Below are 15,951 nucleotides of genomic sequence, written 5' to 3'. Positions count from 1 at the left end.
GACGAAATCCTCGCGTCTGGAGTTGTCCCCTAATGGCCGCCCGCCGTTTACCCCTTGGCTGTAGCTACTCGCGCCCATGGCGGCGTACGCTCTGGCGGCCGAGCCGGTCAAGCCACGATCCTTGCGCCATCACCGACCTGTATGTAAGCCGTACCCCCACCTGGCGTCCAACACATGGTCTCGTGCAGTCTGCTAGGGGGTTGTGTCGCACAGTGTTGAGGAGAAACAAGTGACCACATCAGAGCAGGCGCCGGAGCCGCGCGGCGGGTTGCCGGTAATCCATCTCTCAGAGCTGCTGCGCGCGCCGGTGCTAGCCCGCTCCGGCGAGACTGTGGGCCGGGTCGAGGACGTGATCGTGCGGTTGCAGGACGCCGATGACTATCCGCCGGTCACCGGGATCGTGGCCGGGGTCGGCGGTCGGCGGGTGTTCATCGGGAGCAAATCCATTCACGAGTACGCCCCAGACCGGGTTACGTTGGCCAAGAACAAGGTTGACCTTCGCGGCTTCGAACGCCGCGACGGTGAGGTGTTGTTGCGCGCCGACGTATTGGGCCACCGGTTGATCGATGTGGCCGCCGTGGAGCTGGTGCGCGCCTACGATGTTCAGCTCGAAGATACCGGGGCCGGGTGGGTGGCCGTGCGGCTGGATACCCGTCGCCCAGCACGGTTGTTCGGGCTGATCAGGCCCTCCGGCGGGCGCGGACCCCGCGATTGGAAGGCATTCGAACCGCTGATCGGTCACGCTCGCTCCGATGCCGTGCGACGCCTGTCGGACCGGTTTGGCGAGTTCAAAGCCGCCGAGATCGCCGATCTTCTCGAGGAAGCGGACAAGGCCGAGGGCGGCGAAATCCTCGACCGGGTGCGCAACGACCCGGAGTTGGAAGCGGACGTCTTCGAAGAACTCGACCCCGAGAAGGCCAGCCGGCTGCTCGATGGCATGCCCGATGACGAGGTCGCCGCCCTGCTGGGCCGGATGCGCGCCGACGATGCCGCCGACGCGATCGCAGACCTGCGCCAATCGCGGCGCCGGCGCGTGCTGGACCTGATGCCCGCCCCGCAGCGCACCAAGGTGATCACCCTGATGGGGTTCAACCCCGAAAGTGCCGGCGGCCTGATGAACGTCGACTTCGTCTCCTGTGCCGCCACCGCGACCGCGGGCTCGGCGCTGGCGCTGATCGCGGCCGCCGGCACCGTCCAGCCGGAGGCGCTTATCAAGATGCATGTCCTCGATGAGGGCAAACACCTCGCCGGGGTGGTGTCGGTCATCACCCTGTTGCAGGCCCAACCCAGTGAAAGTGTTGGGCAACTTATGGATTCCGACCCGGTATGCGTCAGCGCCGACGCGGACCTGACCGACATCGCGCTGTTGATGGCCGACTTCAACCTCTATTCCATTCCGGTGGTCGACGAGCAGGATCGCGTCCTCGGGGTGGTCACCGTCGACGACATCCTGGAGGCCACCATCCCCGAGGACTGGCGTCGCCGCGAACCCGCCCCGCGTCCGGTCCGTGAATTCACCCAACCCGAGGGCAACGCGCCCGTGCCCGGAGGTGAGGCACCGTGACCTCACACGCGGATAAGAGCACCCGCGCAGGGGCGCCGGCCGACACCGCCGATCACGACGCGCCGCAGCACAGCGCGGTGCTCGACACCGCGCACCTGGGTGATATCGAGGGCGCGTTCGGGCGCATCAGCGTCGGCGACACGGACCATCCCCGCACGTGGAAGACCCGGCTGCTGACCCTGCTGGCCATCGTCGGTCCCGGCATCATCGTGATGGTCGGCGATAACGATGCCGGCGGGGTGGCCACCTACGCCCAGGCCGGCCAGAACTACGGCTACTCGCTGCTGTGGGTCCTGCTGCTGTTGGTCCCGGTGCTCATCGTCAACCAGGAAATGGTGGTTCGGCTGGGCGCGGTCACCGGGGTGGGACACGCCCGGTTGATCAACGAACGCTTTGGCCGCGGCTGGGGCTGGTTTTCCGTCGGCGACCTGTTCCTGCTCAACTTCCTGACGATCGTCACCGAATTCATCGGCATCAGCCTGGCCGCCGACTACATCGGCGTCTCCAAATACGTTGCGGTGCCGATCTCGGCGGTCGCGCTGGTCGCGATCATGGCAACCGGCAGCTTCCGCCGCTGGGAGCGCGCGATGTTCGTCTTCATCGCCATAACGTTGCTGCAGATCCCGATGCTGTTGATGTCGCACCCGCAATGGAGGCATGCGGCGAAGTCGTTCGTGGTGCCAAGCATCGCGGGTGGCATCAGCTCGGACGCGGTGCTGCTGATCATCGCGATCGTCGGCACCACCGTGGCGCCCTGGCAGCTGTTTTTTCAGCAGTCCAACGTCGTCGACAAACGCATCACCCCCCGGTTTATGGCCTACGAACGCGCCGACACCGTCCTGGGAGCTTTCGTCGTGATCGTCGGCGCCGCGGCGCTGCTGATGACCGGCGACTGGGCGGCGCGCTCCACCGATAGCGTGGGCAACTTTTCCGACGCCGGCGCCATCGCACACCTGCTCGGCCAACACAGCGACGTGCTCGGCTCGTTTTTTGCCATCGTGCTGATGGACGCCTCGATCATTGGTGCCGCCGCGGTGACGCTGGCCACCAGTTACGCCTTCGGCGACGTGTTCGGCCTCAAACATTCGCTTCATCGCGGGTTCGCCGATGCCAAACAGTTCTATCTGTCCTACACGGCAATGGTGATGCTGGCCGCGGCCATCGTGCTGATTCCCGGCGCCCCGCTCGGCTTGATCACCACCGCCGTGCAGGCCCTTGCCGGTCTTCTGCTGCCCAGCGCCAGCGTGTTTCTCCTGCTGCTGTGCAACGACCGGCAAGTGTTGGGGCCCTGGGTCAATAAGACCTGGCTCAACTGGGTTGCCGCCCTGATCGTCGGCACCCTGCTGCTGTTGTCGGGGATCCTGATGGCCACCACCTTGTTCCCTCACATCAACGTCGTCTCGGTCGCCGGTTACCTGGCTTTGGCTTTGGTCATACTCGGCGTGGCCTCGGCGCCGGTGCTGCGCTGGATGGCCCGCCGCCAGCCGGCGCCACCGGCGGCAAAACCCTCGGCACGCCCAGTCGACCGCAACACCTGGCGGATGCCACCCCTGACACTGCTCGAACCGGTCGTCTGGTCACCCGGCACTCGACTCGGCATGATCGCCCTGCGCAGCTATCTGGTGGTCGGCGCACTGCTGCTGGTGGTCAAAGCCGTCCAGCTCAGCCACTGAGCTACTTGTCGTGCTGCAGTAGATGAGCGGCGTTTCGCCACAGCCAGTCCTCCAAGACTTCCCGCTGCAGCGGCAGCGCGCGCATCTCGTCGCATAATTGCGTGTAGGGGCGGTTGATGAGAAAAGCACCGGTGCCATAAATGATCTTGTTGCGAATGGTCGTCTGCCCGAAGCGCACCAAGGGGTCCCATCCGGCGCCGGGCGCCGTGAAGTACTTAGGCCGGTGCGCGGCCAATTCGAGGTAAACGTTGGGGTGTTTCCATGCGATCAGGCATGCCTCGAGCACCCAGGGGTAGCCGCCGTGGCTCATCAGGATGGTGAGCTCGGGAAAGCGACAGGCGACGTCGTCGATGTGGCGGGGATGGCCGAGATCGCTGGGTCGCGTCCGAGTCCAGTTGGCCGAGGTGTGGATGGAAAGGGGAACACCGAGTTCGACGCACTTGGCGTAGAAGGGGAAGTAGGCAGGATCGGTTGCGGGCCGCCCAATCATGAACGGCCGCAGGCTCAGTCCTCGGAATCCGTGTTCACGCACCAGCTGTTCGAACTCGTCGAGCGCTGAGCTGCCGGCCATAATGTCCGCCCCGGCGAAGGGCAGGAACCGGTCGGGATGGCGGGCCGCGAGGGCGGCCACCGAGGCGTTGTGCACGAAAGTGACACCACACGTTGACTTTTCGTCGAATCCCGTGATCAAACTGAGGGTGATGCCAGCCGCATCGAGGGAGTCCAGTATTTGGTCGTCGGTGCGCCGCAATGTATCCGCGTATTCGCTGAACTGCTCGGCGCTGACCGTTGTCTTGGTAAAGATCTCCAGGTACTGCAGCTGTTCGGCGGGGAATCCGGCCCGCAGGTCGTCAATGATCTCGGCACTCGGAACGATCGGTGCCCACATGTCGATGGCGGGCATCGTAGGTTCGGCGGTCACGGGGTGGTCCGGGGGCCCACGGGACCCGCCAAAAACTCGTCGAAGACCGCGTCGTGCTCGACGGCGAAGGCCTGCTCGAATGTCGCACTGGGGCTGCTGATCAGGTAGCGCTTTGTGCACTCGAGCGCGGCCTGCGGCGCCTCAATGATGGTGCGTGCCATTGCCAGAGCGTCGTCGAGCAGCCGTTCGGGTTCGCTGACGCTGTTGACAAGGCCGATGCGCAGTGCCTCGTTGGCGTCGATTCGCCGTCCGGTGAGGCACAGCTCGCGCGCGACGCCGATGCCGACGATCCATTGCAGCGGCGTAAACAACGGCGGCGCACCAAACTTGATCTCAGGATGTCCGAACACTGCATTGGCCGAAGCGATCCGGAGGTCGCACAGCACGCATAGGTCCATGCCGCCGGCCACCGCGGGGCCGTTGACGGCGGCCAGCAGCGGCTTGGGGAAGTGCCACACGGCGAGGTGGTAGCGATGCGAGCTGTCCTTGATGCTTGGCCCAAGATCGGCTTGGGCGAACTCGTCGAGGTCAAAGCCGGCACAAAACGTGGATCCCGCCCCGGTGAGTATGACCGCGCGGACGGCCGGATCCGTCGCCCAGCTGTCAAGCTGTTGGGTGATCTCGTTGCGGAGCTTGATCGATAGCGCGTTGCGCCGCTCCGGCCGGGAGAGGGTTAGTGTCGCGACGCCGTCGTCGGTCACCTGTGTGGCAATGTCCCGACTCATCGCACCTCCAAGCTCGATAGTCAAGAAGTGAATACGAGCAAAGTTACGCCCGCACGGTTCCGCCCTGGCCGGCAAACTAAACTTGCACCATGCCACTTGGCAGCGATTACGCGGATCAAAGCTGCGCGCTGGCCCGGGCGCTCGCGATTCTCGGCGAGCGCTGGACGCTGCTAATCGTCCGGGACGCGTTCCATGGATTGACCCGCTACGACGAGTTCCTGCGCAGTCTTGGACTGGCGACGAACGTCTTAAGCGCACGGCTGCAGAAGTTGGTGGAGCACGGCGTGTTGGAGCGGACCGCGCCGCGCGGCTCCTACCACCTGACCCGGAAGGGCCGCGACCTGTTCCCGGTGGTGTTGACGCTGATGGCCTGGGCTGACCACTACGAACCGGGTCCCGAGGGGCCCGAGGTGTTGACCTTGCACACCGGCTGTGATCACGAGGCAGGAGGCACGCTGCGATGCGAGCACTGCGGAGAGCCCATCACGCTGCGCGACCTGCGCGTGGTACCGGCGCCCGGCGCGATCGGATCGGATGGCGAGCCGACTACCCTGACACCTCCGCAGCTGGCGGCATGGGGAGGGCGCTCCGCCCGGCATTGATTACTTGCACCATGCAAGTATGATCGGTGACCATGTCGATCAGTCCGCAGCTCGGCCGGGAACACCGTGTCGATATCCCGGACGGCGCGATCAGCTACCGCGACCGCGGCGAAGGCCCACCGATCGTGTTCGTGCACGGCGTCGGCGTCAATGGCGACCTGTGGCGGCACGTCGCGTCGCGCCTGGCGGTCAGCCATCGGTGCATCACCCCAGACCTGCCATGGGGCTCCCACTCGATCCCGCTCAAACCCGATGCCGATCTGTCCTTGCCCGGCATGGCGCGGATCACCGCGGACTTCCTTGCAGCCTTGGACCTCGACGACGTCACGATCGTCGCCAACGACACCGGTGGCGCCGTCGCGCAGGCGCTGGTCGGGCGCCACCCCGACCGCATCGCCCGCCTGGTGCTCACCTCATGCGACGCGTTCGAGAAGTTCCCGCCGACGCCACAGAAGTACCTGGAGGTGATGGCGCGCTCGCGGCTGCTCACCTGGATCGTCGCCTACACCGCGCAGTTCAAGCCCATCCAGCGATTGCCGACCGCCTACGGGTTCGTGACGTCACGGGCGATGCCGCCGGACATCATGCGCTCCTTCACCGACCCCGTGCGCCTTAACCCGGAAGTCAGACGCGACTTCCGCCGCATGTTGCGAGCCGTCGACACGAAATACACGTTCGAGGCCGCAGCCCGGCTCACCAGCTTCGACAAACCGGCGCTCGTGCTCTGGGGTGAAAACGACAAGATCTTCCCCCGCGATCACGGACGGCGGCTGGCAAAACTGTTGCCGCAAGGGCGATTCGAGCTGATCGCAGGCAGTCGCACCTTCGTTCCCGAAGATCAGCCCGACCGCCTCGTCACCGCGATTGAGGACTGGCTGGACGGTGGCTGACCGGGGCGCTGAAGCCCTGGGTGTCATCGAAGAACGCCCACTGCCCGTCGTCGTTGACCTCCATCCGCCAACCCAACTCGGAGTCATCCGCAATGGAGTCGATAAACCATGCGTGTGCGGCCTCGGCGCTGGCAAAATTTTTTGCCGCGACAACCACGCCATGTGGGTCGATGACCCGAAATTCAGCCATGAAAAATGATTATCCCTCGCGGCCGGTTTCAATCACCTGTAATGCGACTATTCGCCAATGCGGCCGAAGTGAAGTTTTGTCACCGACCTGGCAAACGCGGCCTAAACGGTGCGAGCCAAACGGTCGGCGAGTAGCTCAGCGAACCTGGCGGGATCTTCGAGTGCGCCGCCTTCGGCAAGAAGCGCCGTGCCGTACAACAACTCCGCGGTCTCAGCGAGCTCACTGAGCGCAGCGTCGCCGTCCGCCTTTGTGTGGGCTTGGCGCAGGCCGGTGACGAGCGGATGGTTCGGGTTGAGCTCGAGAATCCGCTTGCTGATCGGAACGGCCTGCCCGGAAGCCCGGTAGAGGCGCGCGAGCGCCGGTGTCATGCCGAACGCGTCGGTGATCAGGCAGGCCGGCGACTCGGTCAGGCGAGTGGACAGCCGCACCTCTTTGACGTGGTCGCTCAGGGTCTCCTGCAACCAGGTCAGCAGGTCGGCGAAGTCCTTCTGCTGCTCCTCGCGCTCGGCCTCGCTGTTCTCGTCCTCGGAGCCCAGGTCCACCTCGCCCTTGGCCACCGACTGCAGCGGTTTGCCGTCGAACTCGGTGACGGTTCCCACCCAGACCTCGTCGACCGGGTCGGTGAGCAGCAGGACCTCGTAGCCCTTGGCCTTGAACGCCTCGAGGTGCGGTGACTTCAAGATTTGTTGGCGCGTCTCGCCGGTGGCGTAGAAGATCTGCTCCTGGCCGTCCTTCATCCGCTCGACGTACTCGGCGAGGGTGGTGGGTTCCTCGTCGCTGTGTGTCGAGGCGAACGAGGAAATGCGTAGCAGGGTGTCCTGGTTGTCGAAGTCCGACATCAGGCCCTCTTTGACGACCCTGCCGAACTGGGTCCAGAAGGTGCGGTAGTCCTCCGGGCGGTCGGACTGCAGATCCTGGATCGTGGAGAGGACCTTCTTGGTCAGGCGGCGACGGATGGCTTTGATCTGCCGGTCCTGCTGCAGGATTTCGCGGGAGACGTTGAGCGACATATCCTGTGCGTCGACGACGCCCTTCATGAAGCGCAGGTATTCCGGCATCAGCTGGTCGCAATCGCCCATGATGAACACGCGCTTGACGTACAGCTGGATTCCGACGTGGGCGTCCCGGTTGAACAGGTCGAATGGCGCATGAGACGGGATGAAAAGCAGCGCCTGGTATTCGAAGGTGCCCTCGGCCTTCATCGCGATGACCTCGAGCGGGTCGTCCCAGGCGTGCGCGATGTGCTTGTAGAACTCCTTGTACTCGTCGTCGGAGACCTCGTCTTTGGGCCGGGCCCACAGCGCCTTCATCGAGTTGATGGTCTCGGTTTCGGTGGTGACGCTTTCTTCCCCACCTTCCTCAGCGGCCGGGGTACGTCGCTCGATTTCCATCCGGATGGGCCAGGCGATGAAGTCGGAGTACTTCTTGACCAGGTTCCTGATCTTCCACTCCGAGGTGTAGTCGTGCAGCTCGTCCTCGGCGTCTTCGGGCTTGAGGTGCAGGGTGACCGACGTCCCCTGGGGAGCGTCCTCAACTGACTCGATGGTGTAGGTGCCCTCGCCGCTCGATTCCCACCTGGTGGCTTCGCTCTCGCCGGCCTTGCGTGTGAGCAGCTCGACCTTGTCGGCAACCATGAAGGACGAGTAGAAACCGATGCCGAACTGACCGATCAATGCCTCCGAGGCGGCTTCGTTCTTGGCGTTCTTGGCCTCGCGCAACTGCTGACGCAGCTCGGCGGTGCCCGACTTGGCCAGGGTTCCGATCAGGTCCACGACCTCCGTGCGTGTCATGCCGATGCCGTTGTCACGAACGGTCAGGGTGCGTGCGGCCTGGTCCACATCGATCTCGATGTGCAGGTCGGAAGTGTCGACATCGAGGTCCTTGTCCCGGAACGCTTCAAGCCGCAGCTTGTCCAGCGCATCGGAGCCGTTCGAGATCAACTCCCGCAGAAACGAATCCTTGTTCGAGTAGACCGAGTGAACCATCAAATCCAGCAGTTGCCGGGCCTCAGCCTGAAACTCCAACTGCTCGACACGTGCGCTCATGAGATTTCCCTCAGCGTTCCTTTGTGGACATGACGCCCACAAACTTACCCAGCTGGGATCCCCCAGCCTCGAGCGCGCGTGTCTGTACGGCGACACGCCGTTGTGGACGTACGTCTGCGCACGCTCGCGCAGACTAGCGAACGCGGGAGCTCTACGCTGAACCGGTGTCCATTGCTCAACGCGAACGTGCCGCCCTCGTCGACACCCTGCGCGGCGTCGGGCCGGATGCGCCCACCCTGTGCGAAGGCTGGAAGACACGCGACCTGGCCGCTCACCTGATGATCCGGGAGTACCGCCTTGATGCGGCGCCGGGCATTGTGATCCCGTTCCTTGCCGCCCACACCGCCAAGGTGCAGAACGAGGCGGCCGAACGGATGGGATGGGACGAGCTGGTGGACAAGGTCGCGTCCGGTCCGCCGCTCTACTCGCCGCTCAAACTGCTCGACCCGGTGGCCAATGTCGCCGAGATGTTCATCCACCACGAGGATGTGCGCCGAGCGCAGCCGGGCTGGGAGCCGCGTGTGCTCGAACCCTCGCTGGCCGCCATGCTGCGCCGCACGCTTCCGCTGATGGGTCGCATGACGCTGGCGAGGGTCCCCGGCCGGGTGGCGTTGCGTACCCGGGAGGGCAAGACGGTGCTGACCGCGGGGCGCGGCCCGGCGGTCACGGTGACCGGTGCGCCCGAGGAACTGCTGCTGTTCTCCGTCGGGCGGCAGGCACGAGTCGAGTTCGACGGCGATGCGCCGGCGGTACAGGCGGTCCGGGACGCGCCCAAGGGCTTGTAGCCGGGGCCCTTACCGCCCTGCACATCTCAAGGGTCAGCCGAAGGCCTCGCGAAGGTCTTTCTTGATCACCTTTCCGTATTGATTGCGCGGCAGTGCATCGACGATCACCAGGCGCTCGGGATGTTTGTAACGGCTCAGCCCTCGCGAGCGGCAGTGCTGCACCAAGGATTCCAACGACACACCACCGACTGATGTGGGCACCACCACGGCGCATACGCGCTCGCCGGTACGCGGGTCGGGCACGCCGATGACCGCGACATCGGCGACCGCCGGATGGGTGGCGAGCACATTTTCGACCTCGAGGGCCGAAACATTCTCCGCGTTGCGGATGATCGCGTCCTTGATGCGACCGGTGACTCGGACGTTGCCGTTTACGTCGATCAGCCCGAGATCGCCGGTGCGCAACCAGCCGTCCTTGTCGAAGGCGTCGACGTCGAGTGCGGGGTCCGCGTAGCCGAGGAAGCATTGGGGTCCCTTGACCCGCAGCTCACCTTCCTGCCCGACGGGGAGTTCGATTTCTCGGTTGTCGACCACCCGGACGCTGACGCCGGGTACCGGTGCGCCGACGGTATGGTCGAGCACCTCGGGCGCGGCGTTGAGGAATGGTGACGTCGCCACCGGGAACTCGGTAAGCCCCCACGCGTTGGCGATGCCTGCTACGCCGAAGGTTTCGCGGACCTGACGTCCCAGTTCGGCGGTGATGGGCGCGCCTCCGGCCAGGCAGCCCCGCAGTGAACCGAACAGCGGCTGCTGCTCGCCGTGGGCTCGTTGGGCCTCAAGGAATGCCACGAAGAACGGTGTCGCTACGCCGAGAAATGTCGGGTTATGGGCCGCGATGGAGAGCGGCGTCGTGGCTGGATCGAACGCCTCGAACAGCGCTAGTCGCATGCCGGTCAGCAGTGCGGCGGCCAGCATTACGGCCCCGCCGATGTGTGCGATCGGAAAGGCGATCGGATTCACGTCGCTGCTGGTGATGCCGATCATGCCCACCAGGCCTGCCGCGGGGGCGATCACCGACGCGTCGTTATGGCGGATTCCTTTGGGAGCTGCGGTGGTTCCCGACGAGTAGTAGATCCATCGGGTGTCTCCCGCGGGTGCCGGTGGTGCCCTGAGGGCGTCGGTGCTTGCCCGGGGCAGCCGAAGCTCGTCGACACCCGGGGGTGTCGCCAGGTCGACGGTGATGACCTCGAAGCCGCTATCCTCGGACAACGTCCGGGCAAGTCCACCGTGGTCGAATCCACGCCAAACTTTTGGAACCACAAAGAATTCGGTTGCCAGCTGCATGGTGATGAAGCCGACCTCGTGTTCGCGCAGCAGTGGGATTATTGGGTTTTGCACGGCACCGAGTCGCGCCAGAGCCGCCATGACAACCACGGCCTCGAGCGTGGTGGGCAGCTGCCAAGACACGACGGTTCTCTTGCCGATCCCACGTTGGGCGAAAGCGGCAGCCGTCGCGCACGCGGCATCGCGAAACTGACGTGCGGTAAGGGCGCGGCCATGCTCATCGGCGAGAAGCGGCCGGTTCGGGTGACGCTCGGCCGCGTCGGCGATCAACGCCCAGTAGGTGATGTCCGTTCCGGTCGTCATCCGGCCGGCGGCATCGCGGAGGGCGGACGAAATCCGGAGTGCGCAATCGAGACAGACACCGCGCTGCCGACCGGACCCTTGTGGTCTACGACGACCGCGGAACCGTTGGCCACCCCGTCGTCGCTGTAGTGGGTCAGCGCGGCCAGCCCGATATGGGGCCCTTCGGGCAGCCGGCTCAGGGTCAGCGTGTAGTCGACGTTGATGAACTGCAACGCCCGGGTGCCCCAGTTGGCGATTGCGGCCGTGACGTCAGCACACATCGCCGTGCGGGTGAATGCGCTGAGAGGTTCGTCGCCGATCAACGAACGCGTTTCGTGCAACCACGTGTATTTCGGTCCAGACGTGTCCCAATCGGGATCGGGATTCTGAATCCCGCCGCCCCAGCCGTAGGTCCGCAGGAACAGCGACGGGTTAGTGCCGTCGAGCTCGACGGGTAGCGGCGGCATCTGCACTGGTTGTGACCATACTTGGCCGTCGGGTTGCACGCCGCGCCGCAGAAACAGTGCGCTAGCCCGGGCCACGGGGGCGCCACGCTGGATGAGCACCGCCTCGACGAGCCGCAATCGCCGGCGGTCGTGTTGCACCTTGGTGTGGACCTCTACCGGTTCCAGCGCCGTCGGTGCGGGCAGGTCAACGGTCAGCCGCGCAGGTTGCAACTCTGGGTCGTCGGCTGCGTTTTCGAGCGCCCAGCCCAACAGGCCGCCGACCACGTGGCCGCTCATTGACGGTCCCCACCCGCCGCGCGCGACTCCGGTCGGCACATAACGGCTTTCGTCGCGCAGGAAGTACGGCATCGATGCCGCTGAGTCAATGTCGTCCGGCACGGTATTCGGTTCTGTCAATGGCTCTCCACGCGATGGAACTTTCGTCGGACTTGCTTCCCTCAGGACAGCAACAGTAGATGTTACAGTTCCCGTTCCAGTCCCGCGCTACGCGGCCCATATTTACGCTAAACCGCCACTTGTACAACGGAATTGATCGCCGACGGTGGGTGCGTGTCAGAGATGGACACTGGCCGTCAGGCGATCGCGGCGCCCACCAAATGGCCTATCGCGTACGTGATCGCCAGCGCGAGACCACCGCCTATGAGGTTGCGGATCACAGCCCGCCCCTGCGGTGCTCCACCCAATCCCGCCGAAACTGCCCCGGTCATCACCAAAGCCAGGAGTACCGCCACGACGGTGGCCGGGATCCTCCATGCCGCCGGCGGCGCCAATATCACGATCAACGGCAACAAGGCACCCAACGTGAACGACAGCGCCGAGGATAGCGCCGCCTGCCACGGGTTGGTCAGCTCCTCGGGATCGATACCAAGCTCGACCTCGGCGTGCGCGGCGAAAGGATTGTGGTCGGTGAGTTCCTCGGCCACGGTACGCGCGGTCGCCGCCGACAGGCCCTTCGCTTCGTACAGTTCGGCAAGCTCGTCCAATTCGGCGACCGGATCGTCGCGCAACTCTTGAAGTTCCTTGGTCAGCAGCGCCTGCTCGGTGTCACGCTGGGTGCTGACAGAGACATACTCCCCCAGCGCCATCGACACGGCACCAGCGGTCAGCCCGGCGATTCCAGCGGTCAATATCGGACCGCGTTCCACCGTCGCCGCCGCAACGCCAACGACGATGCCCGCCGTGGAGACGATTCCGTCGTTGGCACCCAGAACTCCCGCGCGCAGCCAATTCAGCTTCGACGCCACCGAACCCACGTGAGGTTCGGCGGGATGGGAGGTAGTCGACACGGCCGCAACGATATACATCAAAACCGGAGCTGACCAGCAAACATAGCCTTGCCAAAGCTAGACGTTACTAGAATTCGTCACCTTATTGAGGCACGCCAATATGCGGCCGGCTTGTCCGGCGGCGACACACGGTCGCCACGGCCTCTGGCCCTGGATCCGCGCAAAAGATTTACAGGAGTGCGTCACAGCCCATTCATACACAGGCTATCTAGCGTCGGTCGTGTGTCGGGGACCTACAGTCCGCGAAATCCACGAGGAGACAGGTGGGGGACATGAAACTGAAGCAGCTGATTGCGGGGGGAGCAATCGCCAGTGCTCTCGGCGCTGCGGCGCTGGGTATGGGCGCCGGTATGGCAAACGCCGCTCCCGGATCGCCTCCGTCGGCTCCGTCCGGCGGCCATGGTGCGCCTCCGTCGGCACCGTCCGCCGGCCATGGTGCGCCTGCAGTGGGCGCTCCTGGCGGTGACCACGGCGGGCCGGCCCCCCGAGACTTCCACCCCCCGACTGGGCCCAACGACCGGGGCGGACCGGGCGCACCCGGTGGCCCTGGCGGACCCCCGCCCGGACACCCGGGCGGACCCGGCGGCCCAGGCGGACCCGTCCCCGGTGGCCCCGGTGACCACGGCCCGGGCGGACCCGGTGGCCCCGGTGACCACGGCCCCGGCGGGCCCGGCGGGCCCGGTGACCACGGCCCCGGCGGCCCCGGCGGGCCCGGTGACCACGGCGGACCCGGCCCATGGCGCGGCGATCCTCAACGCGGCTACTTCCACGGGGCCCCGTGGGGTGACGGACCGGCGCCTTGGGGATGGGGCGCACCGCCGCGGCCGGCGTGGGACCGACCGCTCCCGCCGCCCGGTGGGCCGTGGGTGGGTGGCCCAATCAACTATTGGGGCTACAACGAAACGCCCCTGTGGGATCCTGGGTTCAACCAGTGGGGCTTCAGGTTCTTCGGGGTCTGGATCCCGCTGTAAAAGACCAATTCACACGACGGCCGCTTCGCCTATTGACGAGGCGGCCGTCGTGCTTTTGGTTCGGCGTTTGCACCACCCCGAGCAACGCGCTCACCGGAATTTCCTGATAATCTGCGCTCCGACCACTGACTTCGCGTAGAGACGGCGCCCAACGCCGACCCGCATACTGTGCAAATCCTGGTAGTTGCCTTGTGGTCGGCTGTACGTAATAATCGCCCGGTGATCCAACTGAAGAGCTGCGTTCGCGTGCTGATCGTTTCGTTGTTGGCCGTCCTGCCTTCCCCGGCGATCCCGGTCGCCGTTGCAGATCCCGCACCGGGCGCGCGGATCACCGGCATCGAGCCGGTCAACGACCGCTGGGTGAAGATTTCGGTGTACTCACCGTCGATGGACAAAGTGATCGTCAACGATGTCTTTAAGGCCCCCGGCAACGCGTCAGCGCCGGTTCTGTATCTGCTGAATGGCATTGACGGCGGGGTGGACAACAAGGGATGGTTCGGCCTCACCAACATTCCGGGCTTCTTCGCGGGCAAGAACGTCAACGTCGTGTCGCCGATCGGCGGTCAGTACAGCTACTACACCGACTGGGTCGCCGACGATCCAGCGCTCGGCCGCAACAAATGGCAGACCTACTTGACGCAGGAGCTCCCGCCGGTGATCAACCAGGAATTGAAGGCCAACGGCCGCAACGCGGTCGGGGGCCTGTCGATGAGTGGCGGCTCGGCTCTTGACTTGGCGATCCAGGCGCCGGGCCTGTACCGCGCCAGTGGTTCCTACAGCGGATGCCCTTCGACGTCGGATCCAAACCGGGCCAATCAGATTGCACTGTCGCTGGTCCCGAGTGGCGCCAATGCGGCGAACATGTGGGGCCCGGTGGGCGGACCCGACTGGGTGACGCACGACCCGACGAAGAACGTCACCAGGCTGAAGGGCGTCGGGGTGTACGCCGCCGCGTCCACGGGCGCGGTGGGTGCGGTCGACAACTTGCCGGCGGACTTCCCGACCCCGGTGGGTGGCCAGCTCGTCGAGGGCATAACGCTGGGCTGCACACGGGAGTTCGCCGACGCCGCAAAGGCCGCCGGCGTCCCCATCACGTTCGTGGTCCGGCCCGAGGGCGCACACACGTGGGGCCTGTTCGAGTCGGAGATGCAGGAGTCGTGGAATACGGTGATCGGTCCCGCCCTGGGAGCCTGAGAAGCGGCAAGCGGCGATGGGCTCCTAACCCTTGGTGCCGACAGTTATCAGGTCGGAGACGATCCAGGTCCAGGCCGGTCGGCGGATGCGATGCTGGTCGCTGACGGTGAACCCTGCGGTTTCGAACAATTCCCGCATCTCGGCCGGCGACGCGTTGTGCTGAGGTTTCCACCTTTCGGCCGAGGGTGCCCGCAGCAGCTGTCGCCGCGTGCTCAGGGCCGCGACGGCCACCAGTCCGCCGGATCCCAGCACGCGATGAAACTCCCGTAGGGCCGCCGGCTGGTCGAAGAAGTGAAACGCCGAGGTCGTCACGACGGCGTCGAGCGCTCCGTCGTCAAAGGGCAGTTGCTCGGCCGGACCGCGCAACCACTGCACCCGGTTAGATCTGGCACGAGCCTGGTTGAGCATGCCGTCGGACATGTCGACGCCATACATCGCGTCCGGGTGTAGTTCGCGCTCGATCCGATCGCTGAGAATGCCCGTGCCGCAGGCGATGTCAGCGATCCTGCGGGATCGGTGGTCGCGCAGCTGGGCGATCACCTCGTCGTGTGGCGGGCGGTAAACCCACTGCTGCAGAAACGGCAGATCGTAGGCCGGGGCCAGGAAACTCCACATCCGGGTGACCGCGTCGTTGAGCCCCCGGCGTTGCGCCGCCGTCACGTGTGGTCTTCTGCGCGTCGCATGCCCTGGTCTCCCCGTCGGAACCGAGTTTTACTTAGCCAGTGTAATGACTGCAGCGGGGACAGCAAAACGCCTTCCATATCCAGCCGGGGGCACAAGTATCGTCGGCCCGGCTGATCGCCGGCGCGGCGACACCAGTCGCAGGCAGCGCCCCCAACACAAGAGCGAGCGCGCCGATCGCGCAACGCGAAGCGAAACGCCTCGTCGCAGAGCTCACTTTGTCGTGGCCACGATGGCCTATGGCTGCGACTGCCTCCGTCATGTCGGTCCTCCTCCAGCCCGCCACCAGTCCAGTGCCGCTGAATACTGATTTAATCGCTGCACGACCCTGTCGACCAGCATCTATTTGATCTCGATTTCGAAGTCGGGCCAGTTGGATGGGGCCATTTG

At 65.3% G+C, this 15,951-nt stretch carries 15 protein-coding genes; 7 read left to right on the top strand and 8 right to left on the bottom strand.

Annotation, left to right across the window (positions count from 1 at the left end):
• Positions 1 to 229 precede the first annotated feature (229 nt).
• Positions 230 to 1,564 carry a magnesium transporter MgtE N-terminal domain-containing protein gene (locus ACLP4W_RS15785; RefSeq protein ID WP_442387433.1) on the top strand — a complete coding sequence of 445 codons (1,335 nt, stop codon included), beginning with the start codon at positions 230 to 232 and terminating at the stop codon, positions 1,562 to 1,564.
• Positions 1,561 to 3,237 (top strand): NRAMP family divalent metal transporter, encoded by a 1,677-nt coding sequence (locus ACLP4W_RS15780; protein ID WP_442387431.1) that lies wholly within the window; start codon positions 1,561 to 1,563, stop codon positions 3,235 to 3,237. The genes ACLP4W_RS15785 and ACLP4W_RS15780 overlap by 4 nt, the downstream gene beginning before the upstream one ends.
• A gap of 1 nt (position 3,238) precedes the next feature.
• Here ACLP4W_RS15780 and ACLP4W_RS15775 read toward each other — a convergent pair whose 3' ends face one another.
• Both ACLP4W_RS15775 and ACLP4W_RS15770 read right to left on the bottom strand, forming a co-directional pair.
• Complete coding sequence (locus ACLP4W_RS15775) at positions 3,239 to 4,159, bottom strand: amidohydrolase family protein (RefSeq protein ID WP_442387429.1); 921 nt, start codon at positions 4,157 to 4,159, stop codon at positions 3,239 to 3,241.
• Positions 4,156 to 4,884 carry an enoyl-CoA hydratase/isomerase family protein gene (locus ACLP4W_RS15770; protein WP_442387427.1) on the bottom strand — a complete coding sequence of 243 codons (729 nt, stop codon included), beginning with the start codon at positions 4,882 to 4,884 and terminating at the stop codon, positions 4,156 to 4,158. The genes ACLP4W_RS15775 and ACLP4W_RS15770 overlap by 4 nt, the downstream gene beginning before the upstream one ends.
• Positions 4,885 to 4,973: 89 nt before the next feature.
• Between ACLP4W_RS15770 and ACLP4W_RS15765 the strand changes: the two genes are divergently transcribed.
• Both ACLP4W_RS15765 and ACLP4W_RS15760 read left to right on the top strand, forming a co-directional pair.
• Positions 4,974 to 5,486, top strand: coding sequence for a winged helix-turn-helix transcriptional regulator (locus ACLP4W_RS15765; RefSeq protein WP_442387425.1), 513 nt, complete (start codon positions 4,974 to 4,976; stop codon positions 5,484 to 5,486).
• A 32-nt stretch (positions 5,487 to 5,518) separates the two neighbouring features.
• Positions 5,519 to 6,376, top strand: a complete 858-nt coding sequence (locus ACLP4W_RS15760) for an alpha/beta fold hydrolase (RefSeq protein ID WP_442387423.1) — start codon at positions 5,519 to 5,521, stop codon at positions 6,374 to 6,376.
• On the opposite strand, the gene ACLP4W_RS15755 is transcribed toward ACLP4W_RS15760, so the two are convergent.
• Complete coding sequence (locus ACLP4W_RS15755; protein WP_442387421.1) at positions 6,342 to 6,566, bottom strand: hypothetical protein; 225 nt, start codon at positions 6,564 to 6,566, stop codon at positions 6,342 to 6,344. The genes ACLP4W_RS15760 and ACLP4W_RS15755 overlap by 35 nt on opposite strands.
• Before the next feature lie 101 nt (positions 6,567 to 6,667).
• Positions 6,668 to 8,611, bottom strand: a complete 1,944-nt coding sequence (gene htpG / locus ACLP4W_RS15750) for a molecular chaperone HtpG (RefSeq protein WP_442387419.1) — start codon at positions 8,609 to 8,611, stop codon at positions 6,668 to 6,670.
• A gap of 164 nt (positions 8,612 to 8,775) precedes the next feature.
• Here htpG and ACLP4W_RS15745 point away from each other — a divergent pair, with 164 nt between their 5' ends.
• Positions 8,776 to 9,396, top strand: coding sequence for a TIGR03085 family metal-binding protein (locus tag ACLP4W_RS15745; protein WP_442387417.1), 621 nt, complete (start codon positions 8,776 to 8,778; stop codon positions 9,394 to 9,396).
• A gap of 33 nt (positions 9,397 to 9,429) precedes the next feature.
• On the opposite strand, the gene ACLP4W_RS15740 is transcribed toward ACLP4W_RS15745, so the two are convergent.
• The 3 genes from ACLP4W_RS15740 to ACLP4W_RS15730 form a co-directional block, all read right to left on the bottom strand.
• Positions 9,430 to 10,983 carry a class I adenylate-forming enzyme family protein gene (locus tag ACLP4W_RS15740; protein WP_442387415.1) on the bottom strand — a complete coding sequence of 518 codons (1,554 nt, stop codon included), beginning with the start codon at positions 10,981 to 10,983 and terminating at the stop codon, positions 9,430 to 9,432.
• A complete protein-coding gene (locus ACLP4W_RS15735; protein ID WP_442387413.1) occupies positions 10,980 to 11,825 on the bottom strand; it encodes an acyl-CoA thioesterase domain-containing protein in 846 nt (281 codons plus the stop codon). The genes ACLP4W_RS15740 and ACLP4W_RS15735 overlap by 4 nt, the downstream gene beginning before the upstream one ends.
• 176 nt (positions 11,826 to 12,001) lie before the next feature.
• Positions 12,002 to 12,715 (bottom strand): VIT1/CCC1 transporter family protein, encoded by a 714-nt coding sequence (locus ACLP4W_RS15730; RefSeq protein ID WP_442387411.1) that lies wholly within the window; start codon positions 12,713 to 12,715, stop codon positions 12,002 to 12,004.
• Positions 12,716 to 12,987: 272 nt separating this feature from the next.
• Here ACLP4W_RS15730 and ACLP4W_RS15725 point away from each other — a divergent pair, with 272 nt between their 5' ends.
• Entirely contained in the window at positions 12,988 to 13,686 is a 699-nt protein-coding gene (locus ACLP4W_RS15725) for a chitin-binding protein (protein ID WP_442387410.1), read from the top strand.
• 219 nt (positions 13,687 to 13,905) lie between these two features.
• The gene (locus ACLP4W_RS15720; protein ID WP_442387408.1) at positions 13,906 to 14,880 is read left to right on the top strand and encodes an alpha/beta hydrolase; all 975 of its coding nucleotides are present in this window, start codon (positions 13,906 to 13,908) and stop codon (positions 14,878 to 14,880) included.
• A gap of 24 nt (positions 14,881 to 14,904) precedes the next feature.
• Here ACLP4W_RS15720 and ACLP4W_RS15715 read toward each other — a convergent pair whose 3' ends face one another.
• Positions 14,905 to 15,540 (bottom strand): class I SAM-dependent methyltransferase, encoded by a 636-nt coding sequence (locus ACLP4W_RS15715; RefSeq protein ID WP_442387406.1) that lies wholly within the window; start codon positions 15,538 to 15,540, stop codon positions 14,905 to 14,907.
• Between the last annotated feature and the right edge of the window lie 411 nt (positions 15,541 to 15,951).

The sequence above is a fragment of the Mycobacterium sp. genome (assembly GCF_052145595.1).
Lineage (GTDB): Bacteria > Actinomycetota > Actinomycetes > Mycobacteriales > Mycobacteriaceae > Mycobacterium.
This window is presented reverse-complemented; position numbering and strand designations above follow the sequence as displayed.